The 26300-nt window shown below is 65.6% G+C and carries 28 protein-coding genes and 1 CRISPR repeat array; of the genes, 16 read left to right on the top strand and 12 right to left on the bottom strand.

Translation table 11 applies throughout. From position 1 onward, the window contains the following. Positions 1–98: 98 nt before the first annotated feature. From ALTAJ2_RS15665 to ALTAJ2_RS15675, 3 genes are read right to left on the bottom strand one after another with little or no spacing between them, the layout of a single operon-like run. A complete protein-coding gene (locus ALTAJ2_RS15665; RefSeq protein WP_007110157.1) occupies positions 99–908 on the bottom strand; it encodes an energy-coupling factor transporter transmembrane component T family protein in 810 nt (269 codons plus the stop codon). Continuing rightward, positions 905–2653: an ABC transporter ATP-binding protein gene (locus ALTAJ2_RS15670; RefSeq protein ID WP_007110158.1), complete on the bottom strand. Its 1749-nt coding sequence runs from the start codon at positions 2651–2653 to the stop codon at positions 905–907. Before ALTAJ2_RS15670 ends, ALTAJ2_RS15665 begins: the two co-directional genes overlap by 4 nt. After that, positions 2650–3510 (bottom strand): hypothetical protein, encoded by an 861-nt coding sequence (locus tag ALTAJ2_RS15675; RefSeq protein WP_049900717.1) that lies wholly within the window; start codon positions 3508–3510, stop codon positions 2650–2652. The genes ALTAJ2_RS15670 and ALTAJ2_RS15675 overlap by 4 nt, the downstream gene beginning before the upstream one ends. 242 nt (positions 3511–3752) lie before the next feature. Here ALTAJ2_RS15675 and ALTAJ2_RS15680 point away from each other — a divergent pair, with 242 nt between their 5' ends. Continuing rightward, entirely contained in the window at positions 3753–4526 is a 774-nt protein-coding gene (locus ALTAJ2_RS15680) for a sugar phosphate isomerase/epimerase family protein (RefSeq protein WP_007110160.1), read from the top strand. A gap of 183 nt (positions 4527–4709) precedes the next feature. Here the strand turns inward: ALTAJ2_RS15680 and ALTAJ2_RS15685 are convergent, their stop codons facing one another. From ALTAJ2_RS15685 to ALTAJ2_RS15695, 3 genes are all read right to left on the bottom strand, one after another. Continuing rightward, positions 4710–5129 carry an iron-sulfur cluster assembly scaffold protein gene (locus ALTAJ2_RS15685; protein WP_007110161.1) on the bottom strand — a complete coding sequence of 140 codons (420 nt, stop codon included), beginning with the start codon at positions 5127–5129 and terminating at the stop codon, positions 4710–4712. A 588-nt stretch (positions 5130–5717) separates the two neighbouring features. Next, the gene (locus ALTAJ2_RS15690; protein ID WP_049900719.1) at positions 5718–6350 is read right to left on the bottom strand and encodes an HD domain-containing protein; all 633 of its coding nucleotides are present in this window, start codon (positions 6348–6350) and stop codon (positions 5718–5720) included. A 121-nt stretch (positions 6351–6471) separates the two neighbouring features. Beyond that, positions 6472–6924, bottom strand: coding sequence for a response regulator (locus ALTAJ2_RS15695; protein WP_007110163.1), 453 nt, complete (start codon positions 6922–6924; stop codon positions 6472–6474). Positions 6925–7318: 394 nt separating this feature from the next. Between ALTAJ2_RS15695 and ALTAJ2_RS15700 the strand changes: the two genes are divergently transcribed. Then, positions 7319–7594: a hypothetical protein gene (locus ALTAJ2_RS15700; protein ID WP_007110164.1), complete on the top strand. Its 276-nt coding sequence runs from the start codon at positions 7319–7321 to the stop codon at positions 7592–7594. A gap of 151 nt (positions 7595–7745) precedes the next feature. After that, positions 7746–8429: a CRISPR direct-repeat array (repeat unit 30 nt; unit sequence GCTTCAACCCTACAAGGGTCCTGCTGAAAC). Positions 8430–8678: 249 nt separating this feature from the next. On the opposite strand, the gene ALTAJ2_RS15705 is transcribed toward ALTAJ2_RS15700, so the two are convergent. Further along, entirely contained in the window at positions 8679–9926 is a 1248-nt protein-coding gene (locus ALTAJ2_RS15705; RefSeq protein ID WP_007110165.1) for an aminotransferase class V-fold PLP-dependent enzyme, read from the bottom strand. Positions 9927–10150: 224 nt separating this feature from the next. On the opposite strand from ALTAJ2_RS15705, the gene ALTAJ2_RS20165 reads away from it, so the two are divergent. Beyond that, entirely contained in the window at positions 10151–10480 is a 330-nt protein-coding gene (locus ALTAJ2_RS20165) for a hypothetical protein (protein ID WP_239647749.1), read from the top strand. Positions 10481–10593: 113 nt separating this feature from the next. Here ALTAJ2_RS20165 and ALTAJ2_RS15710 read toward each other — a convergent pair whose 3' ends face one another. The 3 genes from ALTAJ2_RS15710 to ALTAJ2_RS15720 all read right to left on the bottom strand — a co-directional run bounded on the left by ALTAJ2_RS15710 (position 10594) and on the right by ALTAJ2_RS15720 (position 13540). Continuing rightward, positions 10594–10887, bottom strand: coding sequence for a DUF424 domain-containing protein (locus tag ALTAJ2_RS15710; protein ID WP_007110166.1), 294 nt, complete (start codon positions 10885–10887; stop codon positions 10594–10596). Between the two features lie 4 nt (positions 10888–10891). Continuing rightward, positions 10892–11824, bottom strand: coding sequence for a tetratricopeptide repeat protein (locus ALTAJ2_RS15715; protein ID WP_007110167.1), 933 nt, complete (start codon positions 11822–11824; stop codon positions 10892–10894). A 90-nt stretch (positions 11825–11914) separates the two neighbouring features. Beyond that, complete coding sequence (locus ALTAJ2_RS15720) at positions 11915–13540, bottom strand: hydroxysqualene dehydroxylase (RefSeq protein ID WP_007110168.1); 1626 nt, start codon at positions 13538–13540, stop codon at positions 11915–11917. 130 nt (positions 13541–13670) lie between these two features. Here ALTAJ2_RS15720 and thpR point away from each other — a divergent pair, with 130 nt between their 5' ends. From thpR to ALTAJ2_RS15750, 6 genes are all read left to right on the top strand, one after another. Further along, on the top strand, positions 13671–14228 hold the full coding sequence (gene thpR / locus ALTAJ2_RS15725) for an RNA 2',3'-cyclic phosphodiesterase (RefSeq protein ID WP_007110169.1): 558 nt from the start codon (positions 13671–13673) through the stop codon (positions 14226–14228). Between the two features lie 165 nt (positions 14229–14393). Next, positions 14394–15368, top strand: a complete 975-nt coding sequence (locus tag ALTAJ2_RS15730) for a hypothetical protein (RefSeq protein ID WP_007110170.1) — start codon at positions 14394–14396, stop codon at positions 15366–15368. A gap of 139 nt (positions 15369–15507) precedes the next feature. Further along, positions 15508–15660 (top strand): 50S ribosomal protein L39e, encoded by a 153-nt coding sequence (locus ALTAJ2_RS15735; RefSeq protein WP_004267621.1) that lies wholly within the window; start codon positions 15508–15510, stop codon positions 15658–15660. Between the two features lie 2 nt (positions 15661–15662). Further along, positions 15663–15941: a 50S ribosomal protein L31e gene (locus tag ALTAJ2_RS15740; protein WP_006184873.1), complete on the top strand. Its 279-nt coding sequence runs from the start codon at positions 15663–15665 to the stop codon at positions 15939–15941. Positions 15942–15943: 2 nt separating this feature from the next. Beyond that, the gene (locus ALTAJ2_RS15745; RefSeq protein WP_007110171.1) at positions 15944–16609 is read left to right on the top strand and encodes a translation initiation factor IF-6; all 666 of its coding nucleotides are present in this window, start codon (positions 15944–15946) and stop codon (positions 16607–16609) included. Between the two features lie 132 nt (positions 16610–16741). After that, positions 16742–17044 carry a hypothetical protein gene (locus tag ALTAJ2_RS15750; protein WP_007110172.1) on the top strand — a complete coding sequence of 101 codons (303 nt, stop codon included), beginning with the start codon at positions 16742–16744 and terminating at the stop codon, positions 17042–17044. Between the two features lie 23 nt (positions 17045–17067). On the opposite strand, the gene ALTAJ2_RS15755 is transcribed toward ALTAJ2_RS15750, so the two are convergent. Beyond that, complete coding sequence (locus ALTAJ2_RS15755) at positions 17068–17379, bottom strand: ASCH domain-containing protein (RefSeq protein WP_007110173.1); 312 nt, start codon at positions 17377–17379, stop codon at positions 17068–17070. A gap of 152 nt (positions 17380–17531) precedes the next feature. On the opposite strand from ALTAJ2_RS15755, the gene rpl18a reads away from it, so the two are divergent. From rpl18a to ALTAJ2_RS15790, 7 genes are all read left to right on the top strand, one after another. Continuing rightward, complete coding sequence (gene rpl18a, locus ALTAJ2_RS15760) at positions 17532–17708, top strand: 50S ribosomal protein L18Ae (RefSeq protein WP_014862763.1); 177 nt, start codon at positions 17532–17534, stop codon at positions 17706–17708. Next, the gene (pfdA, locus tag ALTAJ2_RS15765) at positions 17705–18151 is read left to right on the top strand and encodes a prefoldin subunit alpha (protein WP_006184869.1); all 447 of its coding nucleotides are present in this window, start codon (positions 17705–17707) and stop codon (positions 18149–18151) included. Before rpl18a ends, pfdA begins: the two co-directional genes overlap by 4 nt. A 25-nt stretch (positions 18152–18176) precedes the next feature. Further along, positions 18177–19811: a signal recognition particle-docking protein FtsY gene (gene ftsY, locus ALTAJ2_RS15770; RefSeq protein WP_007110174.1), complete on the top strand. Its 1635-nt coding sequence runs from the start codon at positions 18177–18179 to the stop codon at positions 19809–19811. 80 nt (positions 19812–19891) lie between these two features. After that, entirely contained in the window at positions 19892–20527 is a 636-nt protein-coding gene (locus tag ALTAJ2_RS15775) for a hypothetical protein (RefSeq protein ID WP_007110175.1), read from the top strand. 376 nt (positions 20528–20903) lie between these two features. Then, a complete protein-coding gene (locus tag ALTAJ2_RS15780; protein WP_007110176.1) occupies positions 20904–22604 on the top strand; it encodes a nitrite/sulfite reductase in 1701 nt (566 codons plus the stop codon). Beyond that, positions 22594–24285: a Coenzyme F420 hydrogenase/dehydrogenase, beta subunit C-terminal domain gene (locus ALTAJ2_RS15785; RefSeq protein WP_007110177.1), complete on the top strand. Its 1692-nt coding sequence runs from the start codon at positions 22594–22596 to the stop codon at positions 24283–24285. The genes ALTAJ2_RS15780 and ALTAJ2_RS15785 overlap by 11 nt, the downstream gene beginning before the upstream one ends. A gap of 701 nt (positions 24286–24986) precedes the next feature. Next, positions 24987–25592 carry a GNAT family N-acetyltransferase gene (locus ALTAJ2_RS15790; protein WP_007110178.1) on the top strand — a complete coding sequence of 202 codons (606 nt, stop codon included), beginning with the start codon at positions 24987–24989 and terminating at the stop codon, positions 25590–25592. Positions 25593–25608: 16 nt separating this feature from the next. Here the strand turns inward: ALTAJ2_RS15790 and ALTAJ2_RS15795 are convergent, their stop codons facing one another. Continuing rightward, a complete protein-coding gene (locus ALTAJ2_RS15795; protein WP_007110179.1) occupies positions 25609–26298 on the bottom strand; it encodes a haloacid dehalogenase type II in 690 nt (229 codons plus the stop codon). Positions 26299–26300 lie beyond the last annotated feature (2 nt).

Here is a 26300-nt window from a genome sequence, read left to right on the forward strand (position 1 = left end):
TTCGCATGGAATCAGCTTATCTGAACACTATCCTCCTACCGAGTGCAGTCGCTCGACGTGTTCCCGCGATCGCTGTCGAAAACTGGTTGACGCGGGGCCTACAGGAGGAGTGCGATGGCGGCTACGACGACCAGCGACCCGCCGAAGAACCCCACGTCGACCGGTCGGATTCGGAGGTCCGCCAACTGGAGCTCCGCGCTCGCCTCGTCGTGGAGCGAGTGAGAAAACCCTCTGGTTTCCATCGCTTCGACGGTGACCCGGCTCCGTTTGGCGACGTTGAATATCATCGGATAGAACGCTCGCATCGAGAGTTTGAGCAGGTACGCGTAGTGTCGCCAGCGGAACCGGCCGGGCGAGTCCGGTGCGGCACTCCGAAGCCGATACGAGTTGACGAGGTCGTGGTACTCCTCGAACAACACCGGCAGCATCCGGTAGCCGTAGGTGATGAGGAACGTAAACTGCCGCGGCACCCCGAGACTGCGCAGGCCGTGAGCGAGCGTCTTCGGCCCCATGCTCGAGAAGACGGCCAGACTCGAGACCGAGATGATCGTCAGCTTTAGCGTAAACGGGAGCAGCGCTTGGACTGCCGCGACCGGATCGCCGGTGAAGGCGGTTACGACCGCGTAGGACGCGAGGGTCGAGGCGACGCTGAACGCCATCACACCGACGAGAAAGACGCTCACCCGCGATAGGACTGCGAGTATCGAGACGAACGCGAGCAACCCCAGCAACACCCTAGTGTCGTAGAACAGCCAGGGGACGAACAGGAAGACGGCGTACCACAGAAGCAGGACCCGTGGATCGAGGCGGTGGAGGAACGATCCCTCGTTCTCGTAGGCCGTCCGGAGCAGATCGGTCTTGATCGCGTCGACCGACGCTGCGTCCCGGAGCCCGTCGAGGTAGGTCATCGATCGTCCCCCCCGATCGATGCCGGCGACGGACCGTCGGCACGGAATCGGTCCGCGAACGCCTCGACGGTCAACGGTGCGGGATCGAGACCGAGTTCCGCGGCGAGACGGACGACCTGCGGCGGATGGAGGTTCGCCCGTTCGAGGACGCCGGTGTCCGCGAAGACGTGCTCGGGAGAGCCGTCCGCGATGACGTCGCCGTCGTCGAGGACGACGACGCGGGTCGCCCACGCCGCCGCGAGCTCGAGGTCGTGCGTCGCGACGACCACCGTCTCGACGCGCGTTCCAGCCCGGTCGATCGTCCGGCCGACCTCTTCACGACTCGCGAGGTCGAGACTGCCGGTCGGTTCGTCCAGCAGAATGATCGAGGGATCGGTCGCCAGCCCGATCGCCAGCGAGGCACGCCGTTGCTGGCCGACGCTGAGGAGTCGTCCGTCGCGGTCCTGTAACGCGCCGAGATCGAGGAAGTCGATCACGTCGTCGACGCGTTCCGCCCCGTCGGGATAGCCCCTGTCCTCGAGATAGTGGGCTACGTCGGCCCGCACCGAATCGTCGATGAACATCTCCTCGGGGTTCTGGTGGACGTAGACGACGTCGTCGGCGAGCCGTTCCGGGAGGACCGTCCCCGTGTCGACGCCGTCGACGGTCACGGTTCCCGTATCGGGCGTTTCGAGACCGGTGATCAACTGCAAGAGCGTCGACTTTCCGGCCCCGTTGCTCCCGACGAGGGCGATTCGATCGTCGGGATAGAGATCCAGCGACAGGTCGTCGAGAACCGTTCGCGTCCCACTCCGGAGCGTCTGGTAGGTGTGGGTGACATCGTCGAACGAGATCACGGGCTCGGATCGCCGGTCGGCCGGCTGCGCATCCGCGGCGGAGCCATCGGTCCGAACCGCCGACTCGGACGCCTGTTCCGTGAACTGAGTGATGGCATCGGCCAGCGTCACCGGAAGCCGATCGCCGTCGTCGAGGACGCGATCCGCGATCCGGGTCACCTGCGGCGGATGGATGTCCTGCGCTCGAAGATCGTCCAGCCTGTTCAGAGCCTTGTCGACGGGGAGCTTCCAGCTGACGGTACCGTCGTCGACGAGAACCACGTGATCGCAGTACTCCGCGATGAACTCCGTCTGGTGCTCGATCGTGACGACCGTCTTCCCCCGCTCCCGGTTGAGCCGGGCGAGCCGATCGTACGTCTCGCGGGCGTTGATCGGATCGAGCTGTGCGGCCGGCTCGTCCACGACGAGGATCTCGGGGTCGAGCGAGAGCGCCGCAGCCAGCGCGACGAGGTGTTTCTGGCCGCCCGACAGCTCCCAGACGAACCGGTCCTCGAGCCCCTCGAGATCGAGGGTTTCGAGCGTCCGGGAGACTCGCTCGCGGTAGTCCTCGAGCCCGTAGTTCAGCGGGGCGAACGCTACCTCCTCGAACACCGTCGGACTGACGAGCTGGTTGTCGAACTCCTGGAACACGTAGCCGACGTGGCGGGACAGTTCCGACACCGAACTCGTCCGCACGTCGAGATCGGCGACCGTCACCTGTCCCTCGATCTCCCCCTCGTAAAAGTGGGGAATGATCCCGTTGAACGACTTGCACAGCGTCGTCTTGCCTGAGCCGTTTCCGCCGACGACCGCGACGAACTCGCCGGGATCGATCTCCAGATCCGCGCCCGACAGGACGGCATCGTCGGTTCCCGGGTAGCGAAACGAGAGGTCGTCGACGACGATCCCAGCGTCGTGCGTTTCCGTCATCGTTCTCGTGTAGGCTGGCTCGCTCGGTACCAGACGATAGCCGCGACGGCCGCGGCGATGACGATGGGCACCGCGATGAAGAGTTGACCGTACACGTCGAGGAATTCGGGCTCCCAGACGACGTTGATGGCCCCGCCGACTTCACTCGCAGCCTCGGCCACGAACGCAAGCGGGACGGCGATCAGTACCGCCAATAGCGCCTTGATCGAGAGGCCATCGGTCATCGATGCACCGCGCTCGCCCTGAAACGGTTCCATCCCCAACAGTGGCTCGACCTTTCCGTGGAGCTTGGGATAGAGATACAGTGCGGGAAGCACGCCGAAGACGATCCCAGTGATCGCCATCTGCGTGACGAAGTCGACTCCCTCGAGCACGAGGATGCTCTCGGGAAGGCCGGGGACCGCTTCGAGTTCCTCGACGCCGACGTAGATCTTTCCGATATCGATCCACATCGCGAAGAACTCCTCGAGGGCCTCCGCGAGGAACACGACCAGCGCCAGCTGCGTCGTATTCTCGGGATCCTGCAGGAGTTTCACGGCGAAATAGTAACAGACCGGAATCAGTAGCAATCCTTCCATCGCACCCAGCCCGTCGAACTCGCCAAGCAGAATCTCGCCGAAGACGATCTCGCCGACGGGGACGGCCAGCGCCGCCCAGTAGGTCCGAAACAGGAGAACCAGTACGATCGGAATGAAGACGAACCCGCCGACCCCTAACTCGAGCGGTCCGAGCGTGAATTCCGGCAGGATCTCCGTGACGGCGTTTTGCAGTCCCGTGAGCGACATCACGAGTATGAACACCATCATGTCGTGTTTGCCCAAGGTAAAGCGACTCCCCGTAGCTGTCGATGTACTCATGTGCAGATCAGTGGTTCCCCGATTCGTATTTGTAATCTTATAATTGAGGTACATAACGAAACCGGCGGGAGGCCCTCGTTCGATAGATGCTACCACCGATATGTTGGATATATAGCTCTCATAGCTGGGCTTACTTGTGCACGCTCGTCGCATTCGGACGATGGACACAGCAGTTCGTCGCAAACGGAGCGTCGTGGAGTTACGTACCGAAGCGGACCGGTTCGTCGGAGCGGGTGTTGCCGATGTCTGAGTCGAACCTCCGATTCGGCGCTGCGATGGACATCCGCTTCGAGACCGACGTGGAGTCGTTCGTCGCCTTTCTGACCGACGCGGGGTTGGAACACGTCGAACTCCGCGCCGGCTATCTCGACGTCCGCGAGGACGGTCCCGACTCGCAGACACTCCGGACCGTGGCCGACGAGTACGACGTGACCTACTCCGTCCACGCTCCACACCTCGATGTCGCACCGGGAGCGATCAACGACCACATCCGGTCAGGCGTCGTCGAGGCGACGACAGACGCGCTCGAGTTCGCCGCTGCTATCGACGCCGTCGGCGTCGTCGTCCACGGGGGTGGCGCACGGACGCGGTACCCGACCCGCGTCCGCGAGTACACCCGCTCTCAGGCCGTCGAAACGGTTCGAGCGTGTGCCCGCCGCGCCGCGGACGTGAACGTCCCGCTCTGTCTAGAGAACCAGCGACGCAAGTCCGATGTCCGACGCTTCACCGCGACCCCGGACCGTCTCGCGTCCTTCCTCGAGGACGTCGGTGTCGGGCCGGACGCGCTTCGCATCACCCTCGATGTCGGGCATGCGAAGGCCAGCGACATCGATTACGAGCGGTTCGTCGACCGCTTTGGCGACCGCATTCACCTCGCCCACCTCCACGACAATGACGGGAAAACGGATTCCCACGATCCCCTTCCCTCGTTTCGATCGGTCGGTGCGGATATCGATGCCCCGTACAACATCCTCGAGATGAAGTCCCGCGCCGACATCACGCGATCGCTTGAGTAGCCGCCGTGGCTCGCTCTTGCGTTCCTGATCACCGCTGAGGGGTCGGGACGATCGCGTGCCACCGATCGCACTCGCGAAAGCGACGGCTCCCCGCGTCCAATCCATGTCAGAAGTCGTCTTCGAACCCTCCGCAATCGAAGCGCTGGCTCGTTCTCAGGGCCGGCAGACGGAACGAGAGCCGACTCAGTCCTCGGTCGTCGTCTTGTCGACGTCGAGGTCGCCCTGGTAGATCTCCGCGCCGTCCTGTGCGACCTTCTCGGCGAGGACGGCGCACTTGACGCGCATCGGCGAGATATCGACGCCGAGCATGTCGATCACGTCGTCGCGGTCCATCTCGTGGAGTTCCGCAAGCGTCGTGCCCGCGAGCTCGCCCGAGAGCATGCTGGCGGAGGCCTGACTGATCGCACAGCCGTCACCCCGGAAGGCGACCCGTTCGATCGTCTCCCCGTCGTCGGCGAGTTGGACATCCATACGAATCTCGTCGCCACACATCGGGTTCTCGCCGACGTGCGTGAACGTCGGATCCTCGAGTTCCCCGTAGTTGCGCGGGTTCTTGTAGTGGTCGAGGATCTGCTGTCGGTACATATCGGAGCCCAGTCCCATCGGTGGATACGGATAGGCCAGTGAGTTGTAAAAGGGTTCCGGGGCCGAAACGGGCGACCGAGTCCGTCTCCGACGGATTCGGGCCTGCGACGCGTCCCTCGAGCGGAGCGATCCGGCCGCAACTTCGCGGCCACATCTCAGTTTGATGACCGCTCCGGGGCTGTTTTGTACTCTGCCATCGAACGGCGAAATATGTTCCGCCGGATGAAAGAAACGGTCGTCAGCGCGGTCGTGCTGACTCTCATCGGCTACATCGTGTGGCCGTGGCGGGGTGACGATACCTGGAAGTGGTTCACGTATCTCCCCCGAGTCCGTGAGCGGGGACTTCGGCATTCTGGCACTGGCCGTGCTCCGTACCGCGGCGGTCGGGTTTTTGCTTCCGGCGGCCGGTCTCCGGGTGTCGTCCCTCGCGGGAGGAGGGGCCACGTTCTCGTCACGTCGCCTCGGGAGTTCGTGACTCGACCGTCCGCAGAACGCGTGCCACACTCCTTGCACGCCGCGCTCGCGAACGGGTGAAAGCCGGTACTGCTACGCTGACCCCCGGACGACCGGCGGGTTCAGGGGGCAGGCGCCGACGACGTCAGGTCGTTACGTTTCGCCCCGTACCTCCCTCTCGAGCCGCTCGAGAAACGCGCGAACGAACGCCACACGCTCCGCGGCGAGGTCCCGACCGACGGCCGTGTACATCCGCGCCGGCAGGTCGAGAATCTTCTTGTGGATGTGGTTGTACTGGGTTGCGCCGGCGTCGGTGTCGTCCGCGGCGACCGGCCGGGCGGGGTCGTGGATCGGGTCGCCGATCTCGCCGCCGTAGGCGAACACGCGGGCGAGGCCGACCGCACCGAGCGCGTCGAGGTTGTCCGCATCCGAGACGAGTTTCGCCTCGAGCGTGGCGGGTTCGACGTCGTTCGAGTAGCGATGGGCGTGGATACAGTGCTGGACGCGTTCGACCGTCTCCGTCGTCGCGCCGAGATCGCGCAAGATCCGGCCGCCTTCCCGCATCCCCCACGTCGCGTGATCGTCGATCTCGCCGCGGTCCTCCCTGGAGCGACCGATGTCGTGGAGGGCAACGGCGAGGTGGATCACGCGGTCGTCGACCGGTTCCGGATGGCGGTCGACGAGGGTCTCGGCGAGCGTGTCGACCCGCTGGACGTGGTGCCAGTCGTGGGCCGGCGACGCGTCGTCGAAATACGGGCGTGCGCGGTCGCGAACTGCCTCGAGTATTACTGCGTGGTTTCGGCAGCCGGAAAATAAGTGTGCCGTCCGCGGGGTCCGGCGGCGGCCGACGGACGAGCGACGTGGATCGTCTCAGACGGTTGCGGTCGAATGTCGCCCGCGCTCGCGGTCACTGCGACGATGTCTGGACGATCGCGAACCAGAACTCCTCGATCGATCGGACGAACTCGACGAAGTCCTCGGGTTCGACCGGCTTCTGCATGTAGGTGTCCGCCTCGAGACCGTGCGACTGGACGATCTTCTCCCCCGCGTCGGAGCTGGTGAGCACGATGACGGGAATCTCGGCCAGCACCGGGTCGTTTTTCAGTTCCGAGAGGACATCGATTCCGCTCTTGCCGGGCAACTGGGGCTCGAGGAGGACGATGTCCGGACACGGCTCGTCCGCGTATTCGTTTCGCTGATGGACGAAATCGAGCGCCGAATCGCCGTCGGAGACGATGTGAATGGTGTTCAGGAGTTTCGCGTCCGCGAACTGTTCCTCGAAGAGTCGGCTGTCGCCGGGGTTCGGCTCGACCAGCAGGATATCGATTTGCTCCCCCGTTCGCTCGGTTTCCGTCGACATTTGGAGGTGCTATCACGTGCGCGGGTAAAACGCCCGTGTCACGCTCGCTGAACAGTCACTGGACCCATACCGGTCGGTTCGGCGCGGCCGCCGTCTCCGCTACCGCGACCGAATCGCGAGTCCGCGATCGGCCTGATGTCGTCGCGACGGCGAGCGGTCGATCCTGGCGTGCTCGAGCCGTGTACGGTATTTCTCCGGGCGGCGAACAATAGATATACGTTACTATAGGCTGACAATCAGCATGGAAGCCGCTCTCCAAACGCGCGAGCGGAGGGGGCACGTATCGATAATGCCCCGGGTGTCAGAGCACCCGAGACTGGCTTCCAATCCCCACCGAGGGATTTGAAAGCATGACCGCATACATTCTACCGGGATATAAACATCCCGCCCGACGATGGAATCAACACCACCAACCAGCGACAGCGCCCGATACTCGGGACCGGCCGCGGCGGCCACGGAGGTCGCGATGACTGGTCACGACGAGTGGGTCGACCCAGCCAGTACGAGGACGGAGCCGGCCGACGAGGCGGCTGACGCGACCGACTGGTCGCTTCCCGACTGTCCCGCCTGCGGCCGTCCCGTCTGGGTCGTGACCGTCAACGGTCCCAGCGACGCCACCGCCTCCCCCTGTGGCTGTTCCGTCCCGCCCGGCAGCCTCGAGCGCGAATAACGGGCCGCCGAGCACTCGTTTTTTGTCGTTGCTCGAGTCGCCTCGTCGCATATGAGGGGTTCCGACATGCCCAACCGGGTGAATTTGGTTTGGATTGATCGAAAATCTAATTAAAATGGGGCCGGTGCTGCAGTTCCGCGCGAACGTCACCATTTCAACCCTACAAGGGTCCTGCTGAAACAGCGAGTGCCACGCTCGAGCGGAGGAGCAGACCGAGGAGCTTCAACCCTACAAGGGTCCTGCTGAAACTGGCTCGGAAGCGGCGCTTCGATCTCGAGCGGAGCTTCAACCCTACAAGGGTCCTGCTGAAACCGTCGAATCCTCTTTGCCCGGAAGGTGATCTTCTCTGCTTCAACCCTACAAGGGTCCTGCTGAAACTGGCTCGTTCTCCGGACGAAAGATGGGCCAAAGCGGCTTCAACCCTACAAGGGTCCTGCTGAAACTCTACGCCCAGGGCCTCGGCGTTCGACTCCAGGCCGCTTCAACCCTACAAGGGTCCTGCTGAAACTCACGCCGGGCATCGCTCTGATATGCTTCGATAAATCGCTTCAACCCTACAAGGGTCCTGCTGAAACATTGATACTGCGACAGCAGTCCGTTTGACGTGTTGCTTCAACCCTACAAGGGTCCTGCTGAAACTCGACTCCTGCTGATGGCTTCCAGACTGGTGTGACGCTTCAACCCTACAAGGGTCCTGCTGAAACCACCATCTTCTGAGTTCCCTCGAGATTCGAGACATCGCTTCAACCCTACAAGGGTCCTGCTGAAACGAGTTCTTCCATCCCTCACGATAAGCCGCCTGGATGCTTCAACCCTACAAGGGTCCTGCTGAAACCATGCTGGATATCGAACCTACAGAATCTAATACGCTTGGATTAACGGCACTCGTTTCGTCGACCGTTACTACTGGAATACTCCCCGGGGGGTCGACGAACGTTCCACAAACCTGAGACGAACGGTGGGGCGCGAACAGTTGCCGCGTTCCTCCGAAGCGGTGACTCCACTGTGAGCCCTGGCTCGCGGTGCTTACCGAGACGGCCCTCGAGCGCCAGTGAAAGCATCGTGCCTCGCGGTCAGCGTTCGCTTACGCGAACAGCTGCCGCGCATTGTCGATGGCGACGGCCAACTCGTCGATCTCCGCCGTCGTGTTGTAGACGTAGAACGAGGCGCGAGCCGAGGCCGCGACGCCCAGTTTGTCGTGCAGCGGCTGGGTACAGTGGTCGCCCGCGCGGATCGCGACCGCGTGATCGTTCATGATCGAGGCGAGGTCGTGGGCGTGGACGCCCTCGAGATTGAAGCCGACGAGGCCGCCGCGGTCGGGGCCGGGTTCGGGGCCGTAGATCTCGACGTCCGGTTCCGCGCCGAGTTGCTCGTAGGCGTAGCGGGCCAGTTCCTGCTCGTGGGCTTCGATGCGGTCCATGCCGATGTCCTCGAGGTAGTCGATCGCGGCGACGAGGCCGACGGCTTCGGCGATCTGTGGCGTGCCGGCCTCGAACTTCCAGGGGAGGTCGTTCCAGGTCGACTCCTCGTAGGTGACCTTCGTGATCATGTCGCCGCCGTAGAGGTACGGCTGCATGGCCTCGAGAACCGCTTTCTTGCCGTAGAGCACACCGATGCCGGTGGGACCGGCCATCTTGTGGCCCGAGAAGGCGTAGAAGTCGGCGTCGATGGCTTCGACGTCGACGGGCCGGTTGGGAACGGCCTGTGCGCCGTCGATAAACGCCAGCGCGTCGTGGTCGTGGGCGATGTCGACGAGGTCGGAAACGGGGTTGACGGTACCGAGCGTGTTCGAGACGTGGACCGCCGAGACCATCGCGGTGTCGTCGGTGATGAGGTCGGCGGCGTGGTCCATGTCGAGACGGCCGTCGTCGTCGATCCGGATGTACTTGACCTCGGCCCCGGTGCGCTTGCCGATCTGTTGCCACGTGACCAGCGAGGCGTGGTGTTCCATCTCGGTGAGGACGATCTCGTCGCCGGGACCGAGTTCGTTCAGCCCCCACGCGTAGGCGACCAGGTTCTCGGCTTCGGTCGTGTTCTTGGTGAAGACGATCTCCTCGCGGCCGCCGCTGGCACCGATGAACTCGGCGACGCGGTCGTGGGCCTCCTCGTAGGCGATCGAGGCCTCCTGGCTCAGGTGGTGAATCCCGCGATGGACGTTGGCGTTGTACTCGCGGTAGTAGTCGCTCATCGCGTCGATGACCGGATCGGGCGTCTGGGTCGTCGCCGCGTTGTCGAGATAGACGAGTTGCTCGCCGTTGAACTCCCGCTGCAGGATCGGGAACGCCTCCCGGATCGCGCCGACGTCGAGCGCCTCGAGGTTCCGTTGGCTCATTGGTGAGTAGAACGGACTGCACACAAAACACTCCTTCGGTCCGAAACCAGCCGCGCGGTCGGGGCGCGTCTCGAACCGGCTCGGATTGCCGATTCGAGGCCGCTCCCGATGCAAGCGGGCTGCCGGATCGGGTCGTGACACGCTGCTCGAGCGGTGCGGTAACAGGGGAAGCGACTGGGGATGAAAGGTGGATGGAGACGGGGTGGGAGGGGAACGGCAGGGGAATGGTGGAGAGGTTCTGGTGGGTCCCCTGCCGCAGTGAGTCGGTGGACGGCCGCACGGATACCGGTAGTTCCAAAGAATTTTGGTATCCACCGGGGCGAAGCGACGTACGGCGAGAGCAGTTCGCCCTCGGGACCGTCCTCTTCAGCTCGGTGTCGTTCCTCGACCGACTTGGCTTTGGGGCCATGTCGCTGCTGTTCGTCGGGCTGGCCGTCGGCGTCTCGGCCGCCGTCTCCACACGGGACAAGTCGATGGCCGTCGTCGTCATGCTGGCATGGCTGGTCGTGCCCGTCGCGATCGGCTCCTATTGGTTCAATCGCGCCGATCTCTAGAACCCGACATCCACGCCGCGTGGCCGGCTCCGTCGCGGCTTCGGCCCCCGTCCCCGAAAAACGGTCTCCGTCGGCGCTCGACCGGTCGCGATCGGTGCTCGGTTCCGGCCGCCTCACTGCATCTGCAACAACTGCGCGTGCAGCGTCGTCCCCACTTCGAGGACGTTCGCCTCGTCGATGAACCCCTCCTCGACGGCGAGTTCGACGGCACGGGTGCCGACGATGTTGGCCACGTCCGCCTGCGCGAGGCTCTCGACCGCTGCGCGCTCGTCGACCGTATCGGTACCGTAGAACTCCTCGGTGACGGTCAGCGAGAGATCACCCTCCTCGAAGGTCTCGCCGAGGACGTCCTCGTCGCAGACGGCGACTAGCAGTCCCTCCTGTGTCTGTCGTTCGTTGACGATCATCCGATCACTCGAGTTCCCGCTCGCGGTCCTCGTCCTCGGCGTCGCCGATGCCGAGATCGGCGACGCCGAGGTCGTCCAGTCCGATATCGCCCCGTCGCTGGGACGGTGACTGGCGGTTCGCGCCGCGACCGCCGCGTCCGGCTCCCGGACCGCCGCCAGCGCCGGCACTGCGGCCCGCATCCTGACCGTACAGCTCCTCGCGGTCGTCCATCATCTCCCGTTCGGCCTGCTCGCGCATCCGATTCGCTTCATCGGCGACCTCCTCGGCCTGATCGAACTCGCCGAGTTCCTCGAGGATCTCGGCTTTCGTCTCGAGCACCTTGGCGTTGCGCAGGCCAAGCCGGATCGCGTTGTCGACGCAGTTGAGCGCCTCCTCGGACAGCCCGCGCTCCGAGAGGAAGAACGCGCGGTTGAACCAGCCCGCGGCGAAGCGCTCGTCGATCTCGATGGCGCGCTCGGCGTGTTCCAGGGCCTCGCTCGTCTCGCCGAACTCCCAGAGGGCGTAGGCGAGGTTGGTCTCGGCGGTGGCGGCGTGTTCGCTCTCCTCGTCGATGCGAAGGGCCTCCCGGTGGGCTCCGATCGCCTCGTCCCACTCCTCGAGTTCGCCGTGGGCGACGCCCTTGTTCACCCACGCCTCCTGCTCGAGTTTGTCGTCCTCGGCGTAGCGGGCGGTTCGCTCGAAGGCGTCGGTGGCCTGTTCGTAGCGGTTGATCTGCATGTAGTTCAGGCCGACGTCGAGCAGTTCGCTCGCGTCGACGTCGTCCTGGTCGATGTTGTGCTGGTCGAGCGTGTCGGTGACGACACGGGAGTCGACGGGGTCGACCTTCGACGGGTCGATGCCGAGCTCCGGCGGGTCCAGGTCGAACTCCTCGTACGGATCGCCGAACCCCTCTCCCTCGGAGAAGCGATGGTCGCGATCGTCGTCTCGGTCGGTCATGAATCGAATGTCGCGGTGACGACTGTTAAGGCCTGCGACCCGGGTGTCGGCGGGGTTTCGCTGCCCTCGAGTCCCGGCGGACCCCGACTCTCAGACGCGCTCGCCGAGGCGTCTGGTGACCCCGCGAAGCGACTGCGTCACCGCCGCCGGATGTGGCAGTCCGAGGCGATATCGGAGCCGGTCCTGTCGTTTGAGCGGCTCGAACACGGCGGGCTCTCTGAGGTCCCAGATCTGCGCCCGCCCCCGTCCGCCGCGTCGATCGAGGACGGCGTTGGCCGCGCGGCGGCCGGCCTCGTTGGCCGATTCCATCGAGGCGAGGTCGGAGTTCGTTCGCACGTAGTCACTCGCCAGCGTGAGGTTTCGGACGCCGACATCGGCCGGCGGCCGGTTCCGGAGCGACCCCACGGTGTTGATCAACAGCGGCGAGCGGTTCTCGACGCCGGTTTCGGTTTCGACGATCGACGGATCGAGGAACCAGTCCACCAGCATGTCGTCCCGCAGCCGCCGGTCGGCCCCGTTCAGGTGGGTCTCGAGCTGTGCCCAGATCTCCACCGCGATCTCCTCGCGCGTACACTCTCTGGCCGGCTTTTCGTGGTGGATTCCCGGCGTGTCCCAGTCGGAGGCGATCACCGAGAGGACGCCCTCGACCTCGTCGGGGCCGCGCCCCTCGAGGTCGTAGTCGGTCCAGAACTGGCGCTGCGAGATCGAGGTCAGCGCCCACGGGGCGTCCGCGTAGACCTGATGGCCCCGCGTCAGTTCGACGTCCTCGGAGAGGTAAAACTGGATGCCGTTCATCCAGGCCGTCTCGAGGCGCTCGATCCGGCCCAACTCCGGCGCGGCCCGGCGCAGTTCGGGCGTGACGAACGCCGGGGCGACCTCTACCGGAACGGCCAGCACGAACTCGTCGGCCGTGACCGTCTCCCCGTCGGCCAACGTGACTCCCGTAACCCGGCGGCCGTCGAACTCGAGGCCCCGTGCAGGGGTGTTCGCCTGAAACGCGACGCCGAGCGTCTCGAGGTGGCGCACCCACGGATCGATCCAGGCCTCGTTCGTCGGCGCGTTCAGGATTCGCTCGGTCGGCTCGGTCGGATCGAGTTGGCCGAACAGCAACTGCAGGTAGATGGTGCCGACGGTTCGGGCGCTGCCGACCTGCGGCCGGAGCGCGACGAGCGCCTGGGTGGCGTAGGCGAGTCGGTCGCGAAACTCCTCCGAGCGGTTCTCGGCGTCGATGAACTCCCACCAGGAGATGTCGTCGAGTTCCGCCTCGCGTCGCTGCTCGCAGGCGGTCAGCAGGTACAGCAGCCGCTCGAGCAGGAAGCGAACGTCCTCGCGGGGCAGATCCTCGGCGAAGGCCGGCCGCAGCGCCTCGAGCCAGCCACGCAACGAATCGGGCGCACTGGTCTCGGCGATCCGCTCCGGGGCCGTCGTACTCGCGATGAGCGTCGCCTCGGTCTCGACGAGGTTGTCCGCGACCGTCCCGCCGTCGGTCGGAATGCGCTCCATCGTCTCGACGACGTGGCGGTAGAACGCCGGGAAGAAGCGAAAGCCGTGTTCGCCGTGCAACGTCGCCGGCTCGTCCGCGACCGGCATCGATCGGGCCTTCCCGCCGAACCGGTCGTTCGCCTCGAAGACGGTCACGTCGAGCCCGCGTTCGGCGAGTTCGTGAGCCGCGGTGAGGCCGCCGATACCACCACCGAGTACGGCTACGTCGGTCATTGGCGTTCCTCGGCGTCCGATCCGCATAACGGGCGTCCCTAACCACGAACCCCTCGAGAGCGGGCACGCTCGTCACCGGCCCGTCCCCGTCGCCGTCAGTATTGAGTGCGCCGCCCGCGAGGGATCGACTATGCGACTGTTCGTCAGCGTCGACCTCCCTGACGACCTCGCCGACCCGGTCGCCGACCTGCAAGACGAGTTCGCCGCCGCCAGCGGGCTCGATTTCACCGATCCCGAGCAAGCCCATCTCACGATGAAGTTCCTCGGCGAGACCGACGAGGACCGGCTACCCGCCCTCGAGCGGGCGCTGTCCGCCGCGGTCGACGACGCCGACGTCGACCCCTTTACGGTGCGCTACGGCGGGTTGGGGGTCTTCCCGAGTCTCGACTACATCAGCGTCGTCTGGCTGGGCGTCGAAGCGGGCGGCGAGGAGCTGACCCGGCTGCACGAGGCCATCGAGGACCGGACGACGGCGATGGGGTTCGATCCCGAAGACCACGAGTTCACGCCACACGTCACGCTCGCCCGGATGAACCACGCCGGCGGGAAGGAACTGGTCCAGGACCTCGTCCGCGAGCGCGAGCCGACGATCGGCGAGGCCCGCGTCGACGAGATCCGGCTCACCGAGAGTACCCTCACTGACGAAGGCCCGCTCTACTCGACCGTCGAGTCGTTCCCGTTCGAGTGAGCCTCGAGCCGCCCGGAACTGCGCAGTGTGAACGTCCGCCGCCGGTATCCCGGTCCGGAACCGTGGCTGTCGCCGTAGGATGTGCGTATCGCGTCTCGGCCGGCTGTAGTCGGGCACTACGGACGGTGGTCTCAAGGACCGGTCTCGCATACCGACCGCGAGACGATGGGACCCGGACTCGACGAGCGCTCGTCGGGCGGTTCGCACGGTCGGTGGCACGTCACGCGCCGCGAGGCACTCGTCGCACTCGGCGGCGCGGCCCTGACTGCCTCGACTGGTCCATCGAAGACCGCGGTGGCGGCCGATCGCAGCCGCGACGGACTCGTTCGCGTTCGCGTCTACCCCGGCCGCGTCCCGTTCCCCGCCCGAGTGTGGTACGGAATCGACGACCTGCGTCGCGACTGGCCGACGCCGCTCCGAGACGCGCTGGCGGCCATCCAGGGGGCGTTCGATCAGGTCCTCGCTTACGCCCGCGACCGCTCCCGGCTCGAGAGCGTCGACATACGCGTCGAGCGCGGCGCTCCGATCCGATTCCCGCCCGCGTCGATGCCGCTCTCGATCGACGCCGTACTCCCGTCGCTGCGGTGCCTTCTCGAGCGGTTTCGCGACCGCATACGAACGCGAAACGCGCTCACCGGACGATGCTGTCACGTCCTCCTCGAGTGGTCGCCGCTGAATTATCGCATCGGCTACGGCGGGGCGCTGGCACCGCATTCGATTACCGGCGAGGCCGACGGCGGCGATACCGGTGACGCACAGGCGGTCGTCAACGTCGGCGCGACCGAGGTGTGGGACTCGCGGCCGGTGACGCGGAACATGGCGATCCACGAGACGCTCCACACGTTCCTCCCGGACGATATCGTCGACGCGATCGGCGACGCGGCCTGCGATCACGAACTCGGGACCGCCGTGCGAACGGACGCAGCGACGCTCGAAATCTCCCCGATCGCGACCGCCTACGCCGGTCCCGACCGAATCGGCGGCGGAACCCGCTTTCACGGCACCGGCTGTTGCGATCGGAGCCGGTTCTACCGCCACGACGGCACCGACGGCATCGATACCTGGACCTACACGACCGAACTCAGCGAGGCGACGCGTGAGGGAGTTACCCGCCATCTCGAGCGGTGGTTCGAGGGGTAAGCCTCGTCGTTCGGCGGGACGGCGTGCCCTGCGGTCGTCCGCGGTGGTGTGGCCAGTCGGCGCCCTCTGGCGGCCGTGACCGGCGATGCCCTGCAAGATGGACAAGATTTTATGCCAGCGTAGGCTACGTCCGGCTACTATGGGTAAGAAATCGAAGGGCAAGAAGAAGCGACTTGCCAAACTCGAGAACCAGAACAGCCGCGTGCCGGCTTGGGTTATGATGAAGACGGATATGGAAGTCCAGCGGAACCCGAAGCGACGCAACTGGCGGCGTAACGACACCGACGAATAACGATGAGTGCAAGTGACTTCGAGGAACGCGTCGTCACCGTTCCGCTGCGAGACGTCAAGAAGGGGGCCAACCACGAGGCCGCCGACTACGCGATGCGACTGGTCCGCGAACACCTCGCGAAACACTTCGCGGTCGACGAGGACGCCATCCGTCTGGACCCCTCGATCAACGAGGAAGTCTGGTCGAACGGTCGCTCCAACCCGCCGCGAAAGCTGCGAGTCCGCGCGGCCCGCTTCGACGAAGAGGGTGAGGCCGTCGTCGAAGCCGAGGTCGCCGACTAAACTTGCAACGCCTCGCCTTCGCCGGGTCGGCCTACGTCGGCGTCTTCGCCCGTGCGACCGACTCGTGCGTGCTCGTTCGCCACGACGTCGACGACGACGTTGCTGCCGACCTGACAGACGAACTCGAGGTGCCCGTCATTCGGACGACCGTCGGCGGCTCCTCGACGGTCGGCGCGCTAGCGACCGGTAACGAGAACGGCCTGCTCGTCAGCGCTCGCGTTCTCGAGTACGAACGCGAGCGGCTCGAAGAGACGGTCGACGTACCCGTCGCCGAACTGCCGGGCAGTATCAACGCCGCCGGCAACGTCGTGCTGGCGAACGATTACGGGGCCTACGTCCATCCGGACCTGCCCCGCGAGGCGGTGCAAATCGTCGCGGACACCCTCGAGGTTCCCGTCGAGCGCGGCGACCTCGCGGGCGTCCGGACCGTCGGTACCGCCGCGGTCGCGACCAACACCGGGGTGCTCTGTCATCCCAAGGCGACCGACGCGGAACTCGATATCCTCGAGGACGCCCTCGACGTTCGGGCCGATGTCGGGACCGTCAACTACGGCGCGCCGCTGGTCGGCTCCGGTCTGATCGCCAACGAGGCCGGGTACGTCGTCGGCGAGGACACTACCGGGCCGGAACTGGGCCGGATCGAGGACGCGCTGGGCTATCTCGACTGACGGTCTATCAGCCCGACTTCTGTTTGTACGTCCTCGAGCGGCCGCGATCGTCGCCGTCCGTGTCCGGATGCCGTCGTCTCGGGACCGCTTCCGACCGATGTCTATATTTACTCGATAGCGAGTCCTCTACGTATGGTCTGGCAGGATCTCGTCTTCATGGCCGGCAGTTTGCTCTCGGTGGTCTTTCTCGCGCCCGCGCTCCGGGACGTGAACGCGCGGATCCCCCTCATGACGAGCGTTCCCAAAATGGCGCTGGGAGCCGTCTACGCGGTCACGTTCGCCACGATGGGGATGTCGCTGGCCGCGGTCGGCCTCCTCGCCACCGGGATCATGTGGTCTCTGCTCGCGGCGTACCGGTCGCCGTCGGCGACCGCGGCCTCGAGCGCTCGCGCGGGCACCCCGGTCGCACCCGATTCGATCGCACGCGACGAGTAGGGGCCGCGGCGGCTCGACTGACCTTACTGCCGTTCGAACCGATGTAAGACGACGTCGCTGTCGTCGTCCCACTCGAAGTTCTCGTGGACGCGCTCGAGCATGCGTCGATACCCGTCGAGGTCCGCTACCCCCTCGGCGCGGGCGTCCTCGTCGGTCAGGTCCCCGAGCGTTCGCTCGCGGATGGCGGTCACCTGGAAGGTCGTTCCATCGATCACGAACGTGTCGCCCTCGTCGGCGTACCGGTGGCCGCGGTGGATCTGGGTGACCTCGCCCTCGAGGACCTGTGTTCGCATTCGGTCGCTGGGCAGTAACTCGTCGGCGTCGAGATCGCTCATGCCAGCGGCTTCAGCCCCGCGGGTTAAAATCGTTGACCCTCCGCTCGTCGGGGGATCGACGCACGCTGGCCGCTCTCGGTGCCGTCGCCGGCAGTTGCGCCCGCTCGAAAGGGAAGGGAAGATTCTTCCGACTGCCTGCCGGAGGAATGGGTATGAGTCAATTTACGGTCAGTGGCCGGTTCAAGAGCCGCGACGGCTTCGCGGAGTTCGAGACGACCATCGACGCCGAGAACGAGAACGTCGCTCGCGAACACACCTACACCCAGCTCGGAAGCCAGCACGGGCTGAAACGGAGCGAAATCGAACTCGAGGAGGTAGCCCAGCAATGAGTCAGCAGCAACTTCAGCAACTGTCCCAGGAACTGCAGGAGATCGAAGAACAGATCGAGACCCTCCGGACGAACGTCGAGGCCGTCCAGCAGGAGAAAACCGAGGTCGACGAGGCGATCGAGGCCCTCGACACCCTCGAGACGGGGTCGACCGTGCAGATGCCGCTGGGCGGCGGTGCCTACCTGCGCACGACCATCGAGAACATCGACGAAGTGATCGTCGACCTCGGGGCCGACTACGCCGCGGAGTTCGAGGAAGACGACGCCGTCGACGCCCTCGAGAACAAGAAAGAGCACCTCGACGACCAGATCGACGAACTCAACGCGGAGATCGCGGAACTCGAGACCGAAAGCGACGAACTCGAACAGCAGGCCCAGCAGCTCCAACAGCAGGCGATGCAACAGCAGATGCAGGGCATGGGTCAGGGACAGCCCGACGAATAACGCGGCGTAGGGATTCCCAGTATCCATGTTCGATAACTTGAAGGATAAGCTCGGTAGCTTCCGGAAAGACGCCGAAGAGGCCGCCGAAGAGAACGTCGAGGCGGTCGACGACGACGAACTCGAGGACGAAGAAACCGAGGCGAGCGACTCGGTGTCGACGGACGCGGAAGCGACCGATACGACCACCGAACCGGCGGCCGCCGAGTCGGCGACCGCTGCGGTGGAGTCGGATTCGGAACCGGAACGGGGCGCTGACGCAGCATCGGACGTGGCAGCCGAACCCGCGGCGACGGAGTCCGCCGGTGCGGACGCGGCCGACGCCGTCGACCGAGAGTCGGCGACCGAATCCGAGCCCGATTCGCCCGAGTCCGCCGATCCCGACTCGGTCGTGGACGGGGACGCTCCCGGCGAAGCGCCAGCCGAGACGGCGGCGCCCGAGGCGGAGCAGCCGCTCGAGGAGGACGAATCGGACGACGCCGACGACGGCGGCCGGACGGGTCTCGGTGCCCGAGCCAGATCCCTCTTTACCGGATCGTCCGACGGCGATTCGGCGTCGGACGAGGCGGCTCCCGAGGAGGGGAAGACCGCCGAGGCGACGCCTGACGCGGAGTCGACGGAGACGGCGGCCGTCGACGAAGACCCGGACGATGCGGCGGCCAGTGAGGCCGACCCGGCTCCCGACGAGGCCGACCCGGCTCCCAACGAGGCCGACCCGACCACCGACGACACCGAGACCGAGGACGACGCCGATGCCGGTGGCAACGCGACGGGGTTCGGAACGAAGGCCAAATCCCTCGTCAAGGGGAAGTTCGTCATCGAGGAGGAGGACCTCGAGGGCCCGCTACACGAACTCGAGATGGCCCTGCTCTCGAGCGACGTCGAGATGGGCGTCGCCGAGGAAATCCTCGACAACATCCGCGACGAACTGGTCGGCGAGACCCGCACCTTCACGACCTCGACCGGCGAGGTCGTCGAGGAGGCGTTGTACAACGCCATCTATGACGTGATCAGCGTCGGCCAGTTCGACTTCGACGAGCGCATCGCCGCCGCGGACAAGCCGATCACCATCATCTTCACCGGCGTCAACGGCGTCGGGAAGACGACCTCGATCGCCAAACTGAGCCGCTATTTCGAGGACCGCGGCTATTCGTCCGTGATGGCAAACGGTGACACCTACCGCGCCGGGGCCAACGAGCAGATTCAGGAACACGCCGACGCGCTGGACACGAAGTGCATCAGCCACGAACAGGGCGGCGATCCCGCGGCGGTGCTGTACGACGCCGTCGAGTACGCCGAGGCAAACGACATCGACGTCGTCCTGGGCGATACGGCGGGTCGACTCCACACCGACGAGGGCCTGATGGACCAACTCGAGAAAATCGGCCGTGTCGTCGATCCGGACATGACGCTGTTCGTCGACGAGGCCGTCGCCGGTCAGGACGCGGTCAACCGCGCCCGCGAGTTCAACGAGGCCGCGGAGATCGACGGCGCGATCCTGACGAAAGCCGATGCCGACTCCAACGGCGGTGCGGCGATCTCGATCGCTCACGTGACCGGCAAACCGATCCTGTTCCTCGGCGTCGGACAGGGCTATGACGACCTGGAGCGGTTCGACCCCGACGAGATGGTCGACCGCCTGCTCGCCGACGACGACGCGTAAGCGTCTCGTCGCACGGTCGCAATCCAGTTAGCTCTCTTGCATTTCAGAAGACACTTATTATCCGTTTGAGACGTTTGTGTATGAGCCGCCCTCCCTCTCGACGAACGGTTCTCGCGTCGATCGCGACGACCGCGGCGGTCGCCACGGGCGGGTTCGAGTCCGACCCGAGCGGCGCGACCGCCCCTTCGCTCGAGTCCGGCACCGTTCCCGCGGATCGGTACGACTGCAGCGACGTCGAGCGCCCCGAGCCCGACCGGCTCGACGGCACGGACGCACTCGAGTCGCTGCCGTATCCAGCACCGCCGTCGGAGGCGAACGCCGGCGAGGACCGCAGTCCGGCGGACGGCTCACGATCGTCGGCGGTGTACGGTGTGAGCCGGTACGTCACGGAGTTCGAGCGGGCGTATCGACGGAACGCGTTTCTCGCCCGGTACGGGTCGCTGGCGCGGACCGTCACGCTTCACCGGACGGCGTATCGGACGGCACCGATCGATCCGTCCGGAACCGAGGATGCCGTTTTGGTGGCGATTCGGTACAACCTGACGAAGGGGACGCGCCAGTCGATCGCGGATCAACGCACCGAGTGGGACGTCCGCGTCGTCTACTATCTCGACGAGCACGTCCTGCTCCGGGCGCGGTACGACGGCGTCGCCGAGGAGTTGTCGTTCGACCCCGACCCGCGGGCGCGGGGGACGCCCGTCGCCTGCTTCGACTGACCGGTCACGAAGCGGACGCCGGTCGGAACGCGCTCGCGGGTGGCCACCCGTGGGTTCGGCGGTCGATCGAGGTCGTGTGACGGGTTACACGGTACCGGGGACGATTGCCGCTATCACCGACGCATCCGTACTTGGGATGGCGCCGACTGACGCGTTGTGGCGCGCTGTCGTCGGTTTCCGTTCGGCACCGTCGCCAGCGGTCGACCGAGGGTGCAACACTTGCCGGTGAAAGCGATCCACGTCATGATTCGCCGAGTTACGCGGGTGTATAGTCGTGGGGTGGTATTACCCGCTAAACGATGGTCTTCCAAACGAATTCCCGTGCTGCCGGACGCGTCGGTACTTCTGTCGCCGGACGAACGACGAGGTGGGTCGCGTGAATACAGTCGAACGACACAAACAGGAGAAACATCCCCTCGACGTCGTCGACGATGTCTACGACTACGCCGACGAGGGACTCTCCTTCGAGGAAATCGAGGACCGTGCCGGCGGCGGCGAGTGGGAGCGCCTGAAGTGGGCCGGCATGTACGCCCAGAAGCAGGAGGGCTACTTCATGATCCGGACCAAGGTGCCGGGCGGGAAGCTCACGCCCGAGCAGGCCGAAGTGATCGGCGAGGTCACCGACGACCTCGCGGTCGCCCCCGAGGAGTACGGCGGGGAGGAACAGAACGAACTTTGGGGCGACGCCTACCTCGACATCACGACCCGACAGGACATCCAGAAACATTGGATCCGCGTCGAGGACGTGCCCGAGATGTGGGACCGCTACGACGAGGTCGGCCTGACGACGGTCCAGGGCTGCGGTGACTCCGCTCGGAACGTGCTTGGCTGCCCCGCGGCCGGCCTCGACGATCACGAGTGTTTCAACGCACAGCCGGTCATCGAGGCCGTCTCGGACTTCTTCACCGAGAACCGCGAGTACGCCAACCTCCCGCGGAAGTTCAAGATCACGATCACCGGCTGCGCCCACGACTGCGCACAATCTCAGATCAACGACGTCGGGCTCGTCCCCGCGAAGAAGGAGATCGATGGCGAGCACCTCTACGGCTTCCATGCCCGCGTCGGTGGCGGTCTCTCCGACGGCCCGCGGATGGGCTCGGAGCTCGACGTCTTCATCCGGCCCGAAGACGCCGTCGAGTTCTGCCGCGCCGTCGCCCAGACGTTCAAGGAACTCGGCGACCGCAACAACCGGGGCGTCTGCCGCATGCGCTACCTCGTCGAGCAGTTGGGGGCCGAGAAGTTCGAGGAAGCCGTCCGCGACCGCTGTACCGTCGACTTGCCGACCGGCGGCCAGAACCTGACCGTCGGCTACCAGGGCGACCACGTCGGCGTCCACGAGCAGAAACAGGACGGGCTCAACTACGTCGGCTTCAACGTCATCGCCGGCCGCATGGGCGGCGACGAGTTCGCCGCGGCGGCCCGCGCCGCCGAGAAGTATGGGACCGAGGACGCCACCGTGCGCCTTGCGACCGATCAGAACTTCCTGATCACCCACATCCCCGACGAGAACGTCGACGACCTGCTGGCCGAGCCGTTCGCACAGGAGTACAGCCCCGATCCCGGGCCGTTCTCCCGCGGCGCGGTCGGCTGTACGGGTAACGAGTTCTGTAACTACGCCATCATCGAGACGAAAAAGCGGACCAAGCGCTGGGCTCGCGAACTCGACGACCGCATCGACGTGCCCGACGACATCGAGGCTATCCGAATGCACATGTCCGGCTGCTCGGCCTCGTGTGCCCAGCCACAGATCGCCGACATCGGTTTCCGCGGCGAGACGGTCAAACTCGAGGACGAGAACAGTACCAACGCAGAGGGCGACGACATCGTCGAAGGGATGGACTTCGGCCTCGGTGGGTCGCTCGGAGCGGACAACGAGTTCCTCGACTGGGTCGAGAACGCCGTGCCCGCCGACTCCGTGATTCCGGCCTTAGAGCAACTGTTCGAGGCCTACTCGGCGGACCGCGACGAGGGCGAAAAGTTCTACGAGTGGTGTCGCGGCGTCGACAACGAACGGCTCCGGACGATCATGCAAGGAGCCGATGCGCCGGTCGCACGGGGTGTTGCCCATGGGGATTAACGGCGAGGACGAGCGGCGCGGGGCCGACCGACGGGAGGCCTCGAACGGATCGAGCGGGGAGCGAAGCGACCCGCGAGGGAGCGAGGATGAACCCCGTTTCCCCCACGTCCCGGAATCGGACGACGATGACGACGCCGTCGTCGTCCCCGACGCCGAGGGTGGCGCGTCCCGGTCCCGGGCGAACACCGACCACGATCGAGAGGGTGCCATCGCGACCGACGGCGGCGCGAACGCGGCGGGCGACGGTTGCTCGCCCGACACCTGCACCTGCGGCGAGAAGACCGCCGAACCGGCGGTCGAATCGACCGGCGACAAGCGCGTCGCTACGGACGGAGCCGGCGCGGCCAACGTCGACGAGATGGGCGACCTCGGCGACCTCGAGTTCACCGAGCCGGCCGAGCACGTCAGCCAGGACGTCTACGACGACGCACCCGACACGCGCGTCGGGGTTCCCGAAGGCGTCGATCTGGAGACGCCAACCTACTCGATCCGATCGCGGATGAACGACATCGAGACGCCCGACGAGAAGACCTGGTTCATGGAACTGGACGAGGCGGTCATCGACGAGGGCCGCTGTATCCAGTGTGGAACCTGTGTCGCTGCCTGCCCGTCGGACTCGATCGGCGTCGGCGACGACGGCCTCCCCGAGCTGGTCAAGATGTGTACGGGCTGTTCGCTGTGTTGGGACTTCTGCCCCCGCGGGGGCCTGCGATACGAGCGCCAGTGGAAGATCACCGGCGGCGACGACAACGTCACGGGCGCGGGCGATCCGATCACGGAGTTCTCCGCCAAGGTCGAGGACGACTGGACCGACAACGCACAGGACGGCGGCGTCGTCACCGGCGTCCTCGCGACGCTACTCGAGGAGGGCGAGATCGACGGCGCGCTCGTCGCCACCGAGAGCGACGAGGAGGCCTGGAAGGCCGAGAGCTACCTCGCGACGACGACCGAGGAGCTCATCGAGAACGCCGGCACCGTCTACAACCAGACGCTGGCGCTTGGCAACCTCGACCTCGAACAGTGGGAGCACAAACTCCCCGACAAGGACTGGGACGACCTCTCGCTGGCCATCGTCGGCACACCCTGCGAGATCGAGGGCATCCGCGCCCTGCAGGACTTCGAGTGGGATTACCAGGCCCAAAACGAGGGCATCCGCGCAGTCGACTACACGATCGCGCTGATGTGTACGAAGAACTTCAACTACCACAGCCTCATGGGCGAGCAACTCGAGGCACAACGCGGCATCTCGCCGTCGGAGATCGGCAAGATGGACGTCCTCGACGGCAAGATGATGGTCTACGACCACGACGGTGAGATGATCGTCGAGGAGGACATCGAGAACTTCCACGACGCCGCCCTCAAGGGCTGTGACGAGTGTGCCGACTTCACCGGCTTCTGTTCGGACATCACCGTCGGCTCCGTCGGCTCGAGCGACGACTACTCGAGCGTCATCATCCGAACCGAGCAAGGGATGAAGGCCTGGGAGCTGACCGAGCCGAAACTCGACTACCACGACTTAGAGGACAAGTCCGCGGTCGGCAAGCTCCAGGGCTGGGACAAGAAGAAGGCCTTCGAGAGTTTGGAGCGGCCCTTCGACCCAGACGCGCCGCGGTTCATCGAGTACACGGACCACGCAGAGAACTACGGCACCGAACTGAACCCCCACGACTTCGGTCACTAGCGCTCGAGCAACGGCCGCGTCGCCCCGGCTTCAGTTCCGGACACGATTTTCACGCCGCTGGAGGCGGCCCACGGCATTTCAGTACTCATCAGCTATCGTTTAGCATGCGCGTTCGAGTGAGTCGACTCGGCGTTCTGGGAATCTTCGGAATTATCGGCGTATGGACGAACGAGCCAGCGCTGTACGCTCTTTTCGCGCTGTTCGTGCTCTTCGCCAGCGACCGAACCATCCGGCTCCCGATCTGAAACGCCGGAACGACTGAGTGACGCCACGAGGCCGGTCGTCGGCTTCCCGGCTCAGATCACCCTCCGGACAGCCGACCTGTTGATAGTCGACCGTGCTGCCGATCAGCGGGACGGGTTTCGCGGTACCCGTCTCCGACACTCTATCTCGATGCCACGCCGTGAACGTGGCGGCGTCTCCGGGTCGAAATCGGTCCCGAGTGACACCGTCCTTCCTCGCTGTATACTTCAGATTACACTACCGAATCGTTCGCGCCGTTCGTCGTTTAAGTACCTCTGGTCACAAGGTGAAGAGATGACGGGAGAACGCTGTCTTCTCGATGTAGTCTCGTTCCCCGGCCTCGGGTATCGACGCGAGCGTCGCGACTGACGGTCGACCCCGCCGATCGAGGGGGCGCTCGCACCGATTCGTTCGCCGCCTTCAGCGGACTTATTTCTGCTGCAGGGCAACCACGATCGATGACATCCGATGCCAGTATTCGGGTCGCGGCTTCGGCCGACGCGGCCGCCGTTCGCGACATCTACGCGCCGTTCTGCGAGTCGACGGCGGTTACCTTCGAGGAGACCGTCCCCGCCGAGGCGGAGGTCGCCGATCGGATCGCGTCGACCCTCGAGCGCCATCCGTGGCTCGTCTGCGAGATCGACGGTGCGGTCGTCGGGTACGCCTACGCGGGGCCGCTGCGCAAACGGCGCGCCTACGAGTGGGTCGTCGAACTCTCGGTCTACGTCGCCGATTCGGCCCGCGGGGCCGGCGTCGGTCGCGGGCTCTACGAATCGCTGTTCGCCGTCCTCGAGCGCCAGGGCATTCGGGACGCCTACGCCGTGACGACGGTCCCGAACCCCGAAACCGAACGGTTCCACGAGCGGCTGGGGTTCGAGCGTCTGGTCGACTTTCCGGCGATCGGCTACACCCAAGGCGAGTGGCAGGACGTGGCCTGGTGGCGGCGACCGCTCGCCGAGAAAACGGAGCCGCCCGAACGGCCGCGCCCGTTCCCGGCGGTTCGTGAGGACGACGACTGGGAGACCCTCGTCCGGACGGGCGAGGACTCGCTCGAACTGTCCTGACCGAGCCGTCGGCCGATCACCGTGTCAGTCGATCCGCCACCGCCGCGAGCCCCTCGGCGATCAGATCCGGCTCGTCGCCGAAGGGTTCCCAGGGTGTTCCCTTCCGGTCGAGCCAGACCCCCTGCATTCCCGCGCGGATCGCGCCCTGCACGTCGAACCACAGCGCCGAGACGTGGACGAGTTCGTCGAGCGGCGTCCCCGTCCGTCCGGCGGCGTGGCGGTAGAGTTCGGCATCGGGTTTGAACGTCTCGAGTTCGTCCGCGCTGATGGTATCGACGAGGAGGTCGCCGATGCCGGCGTGGTCGACCATCGACTCAAGCATCTCGGGAGTGCCGTTCGAGAGGACGTACGTGTCGTAGCCGGCCTCGTGCAACCGCTCGACGCTCTCCCGGACGTCGTCGAAGACCTCGAGTTCGTGATAGACCTCGAGGATGGCCTCGCGCTCGTCGGCGGGGAGGTCGATCCCGTGAGCCGCGAGGGCGTAGGCGAGCGCGTCGCGGTTGATCTCGTAGAACGTCTCGTCGGACTCGAGGTGGTTCGCGACGAGCGTGTACTGTATCGATCGCTCGCGCCAGGTCCGGGAGACGGGGTCCGGATCCGGGATCTCCGCGTGGTCCGCCAGTGCGCCGACGGTTGCATCGACGTCGACGAGCGTGCTGTAGGAGTCGAACGTGACCGTCGTGACGCGGTCGGGATCGAATGCCATAC

The sequence above is a fragment of the Natrinema altunense genome, from assembly GCF_000731985.1.
Lineage (GTDB): Archaea > Halobacteriota > Halobacteria > Halobacteriales > Natrialbaceae > Natrinema > Natrinema altunense.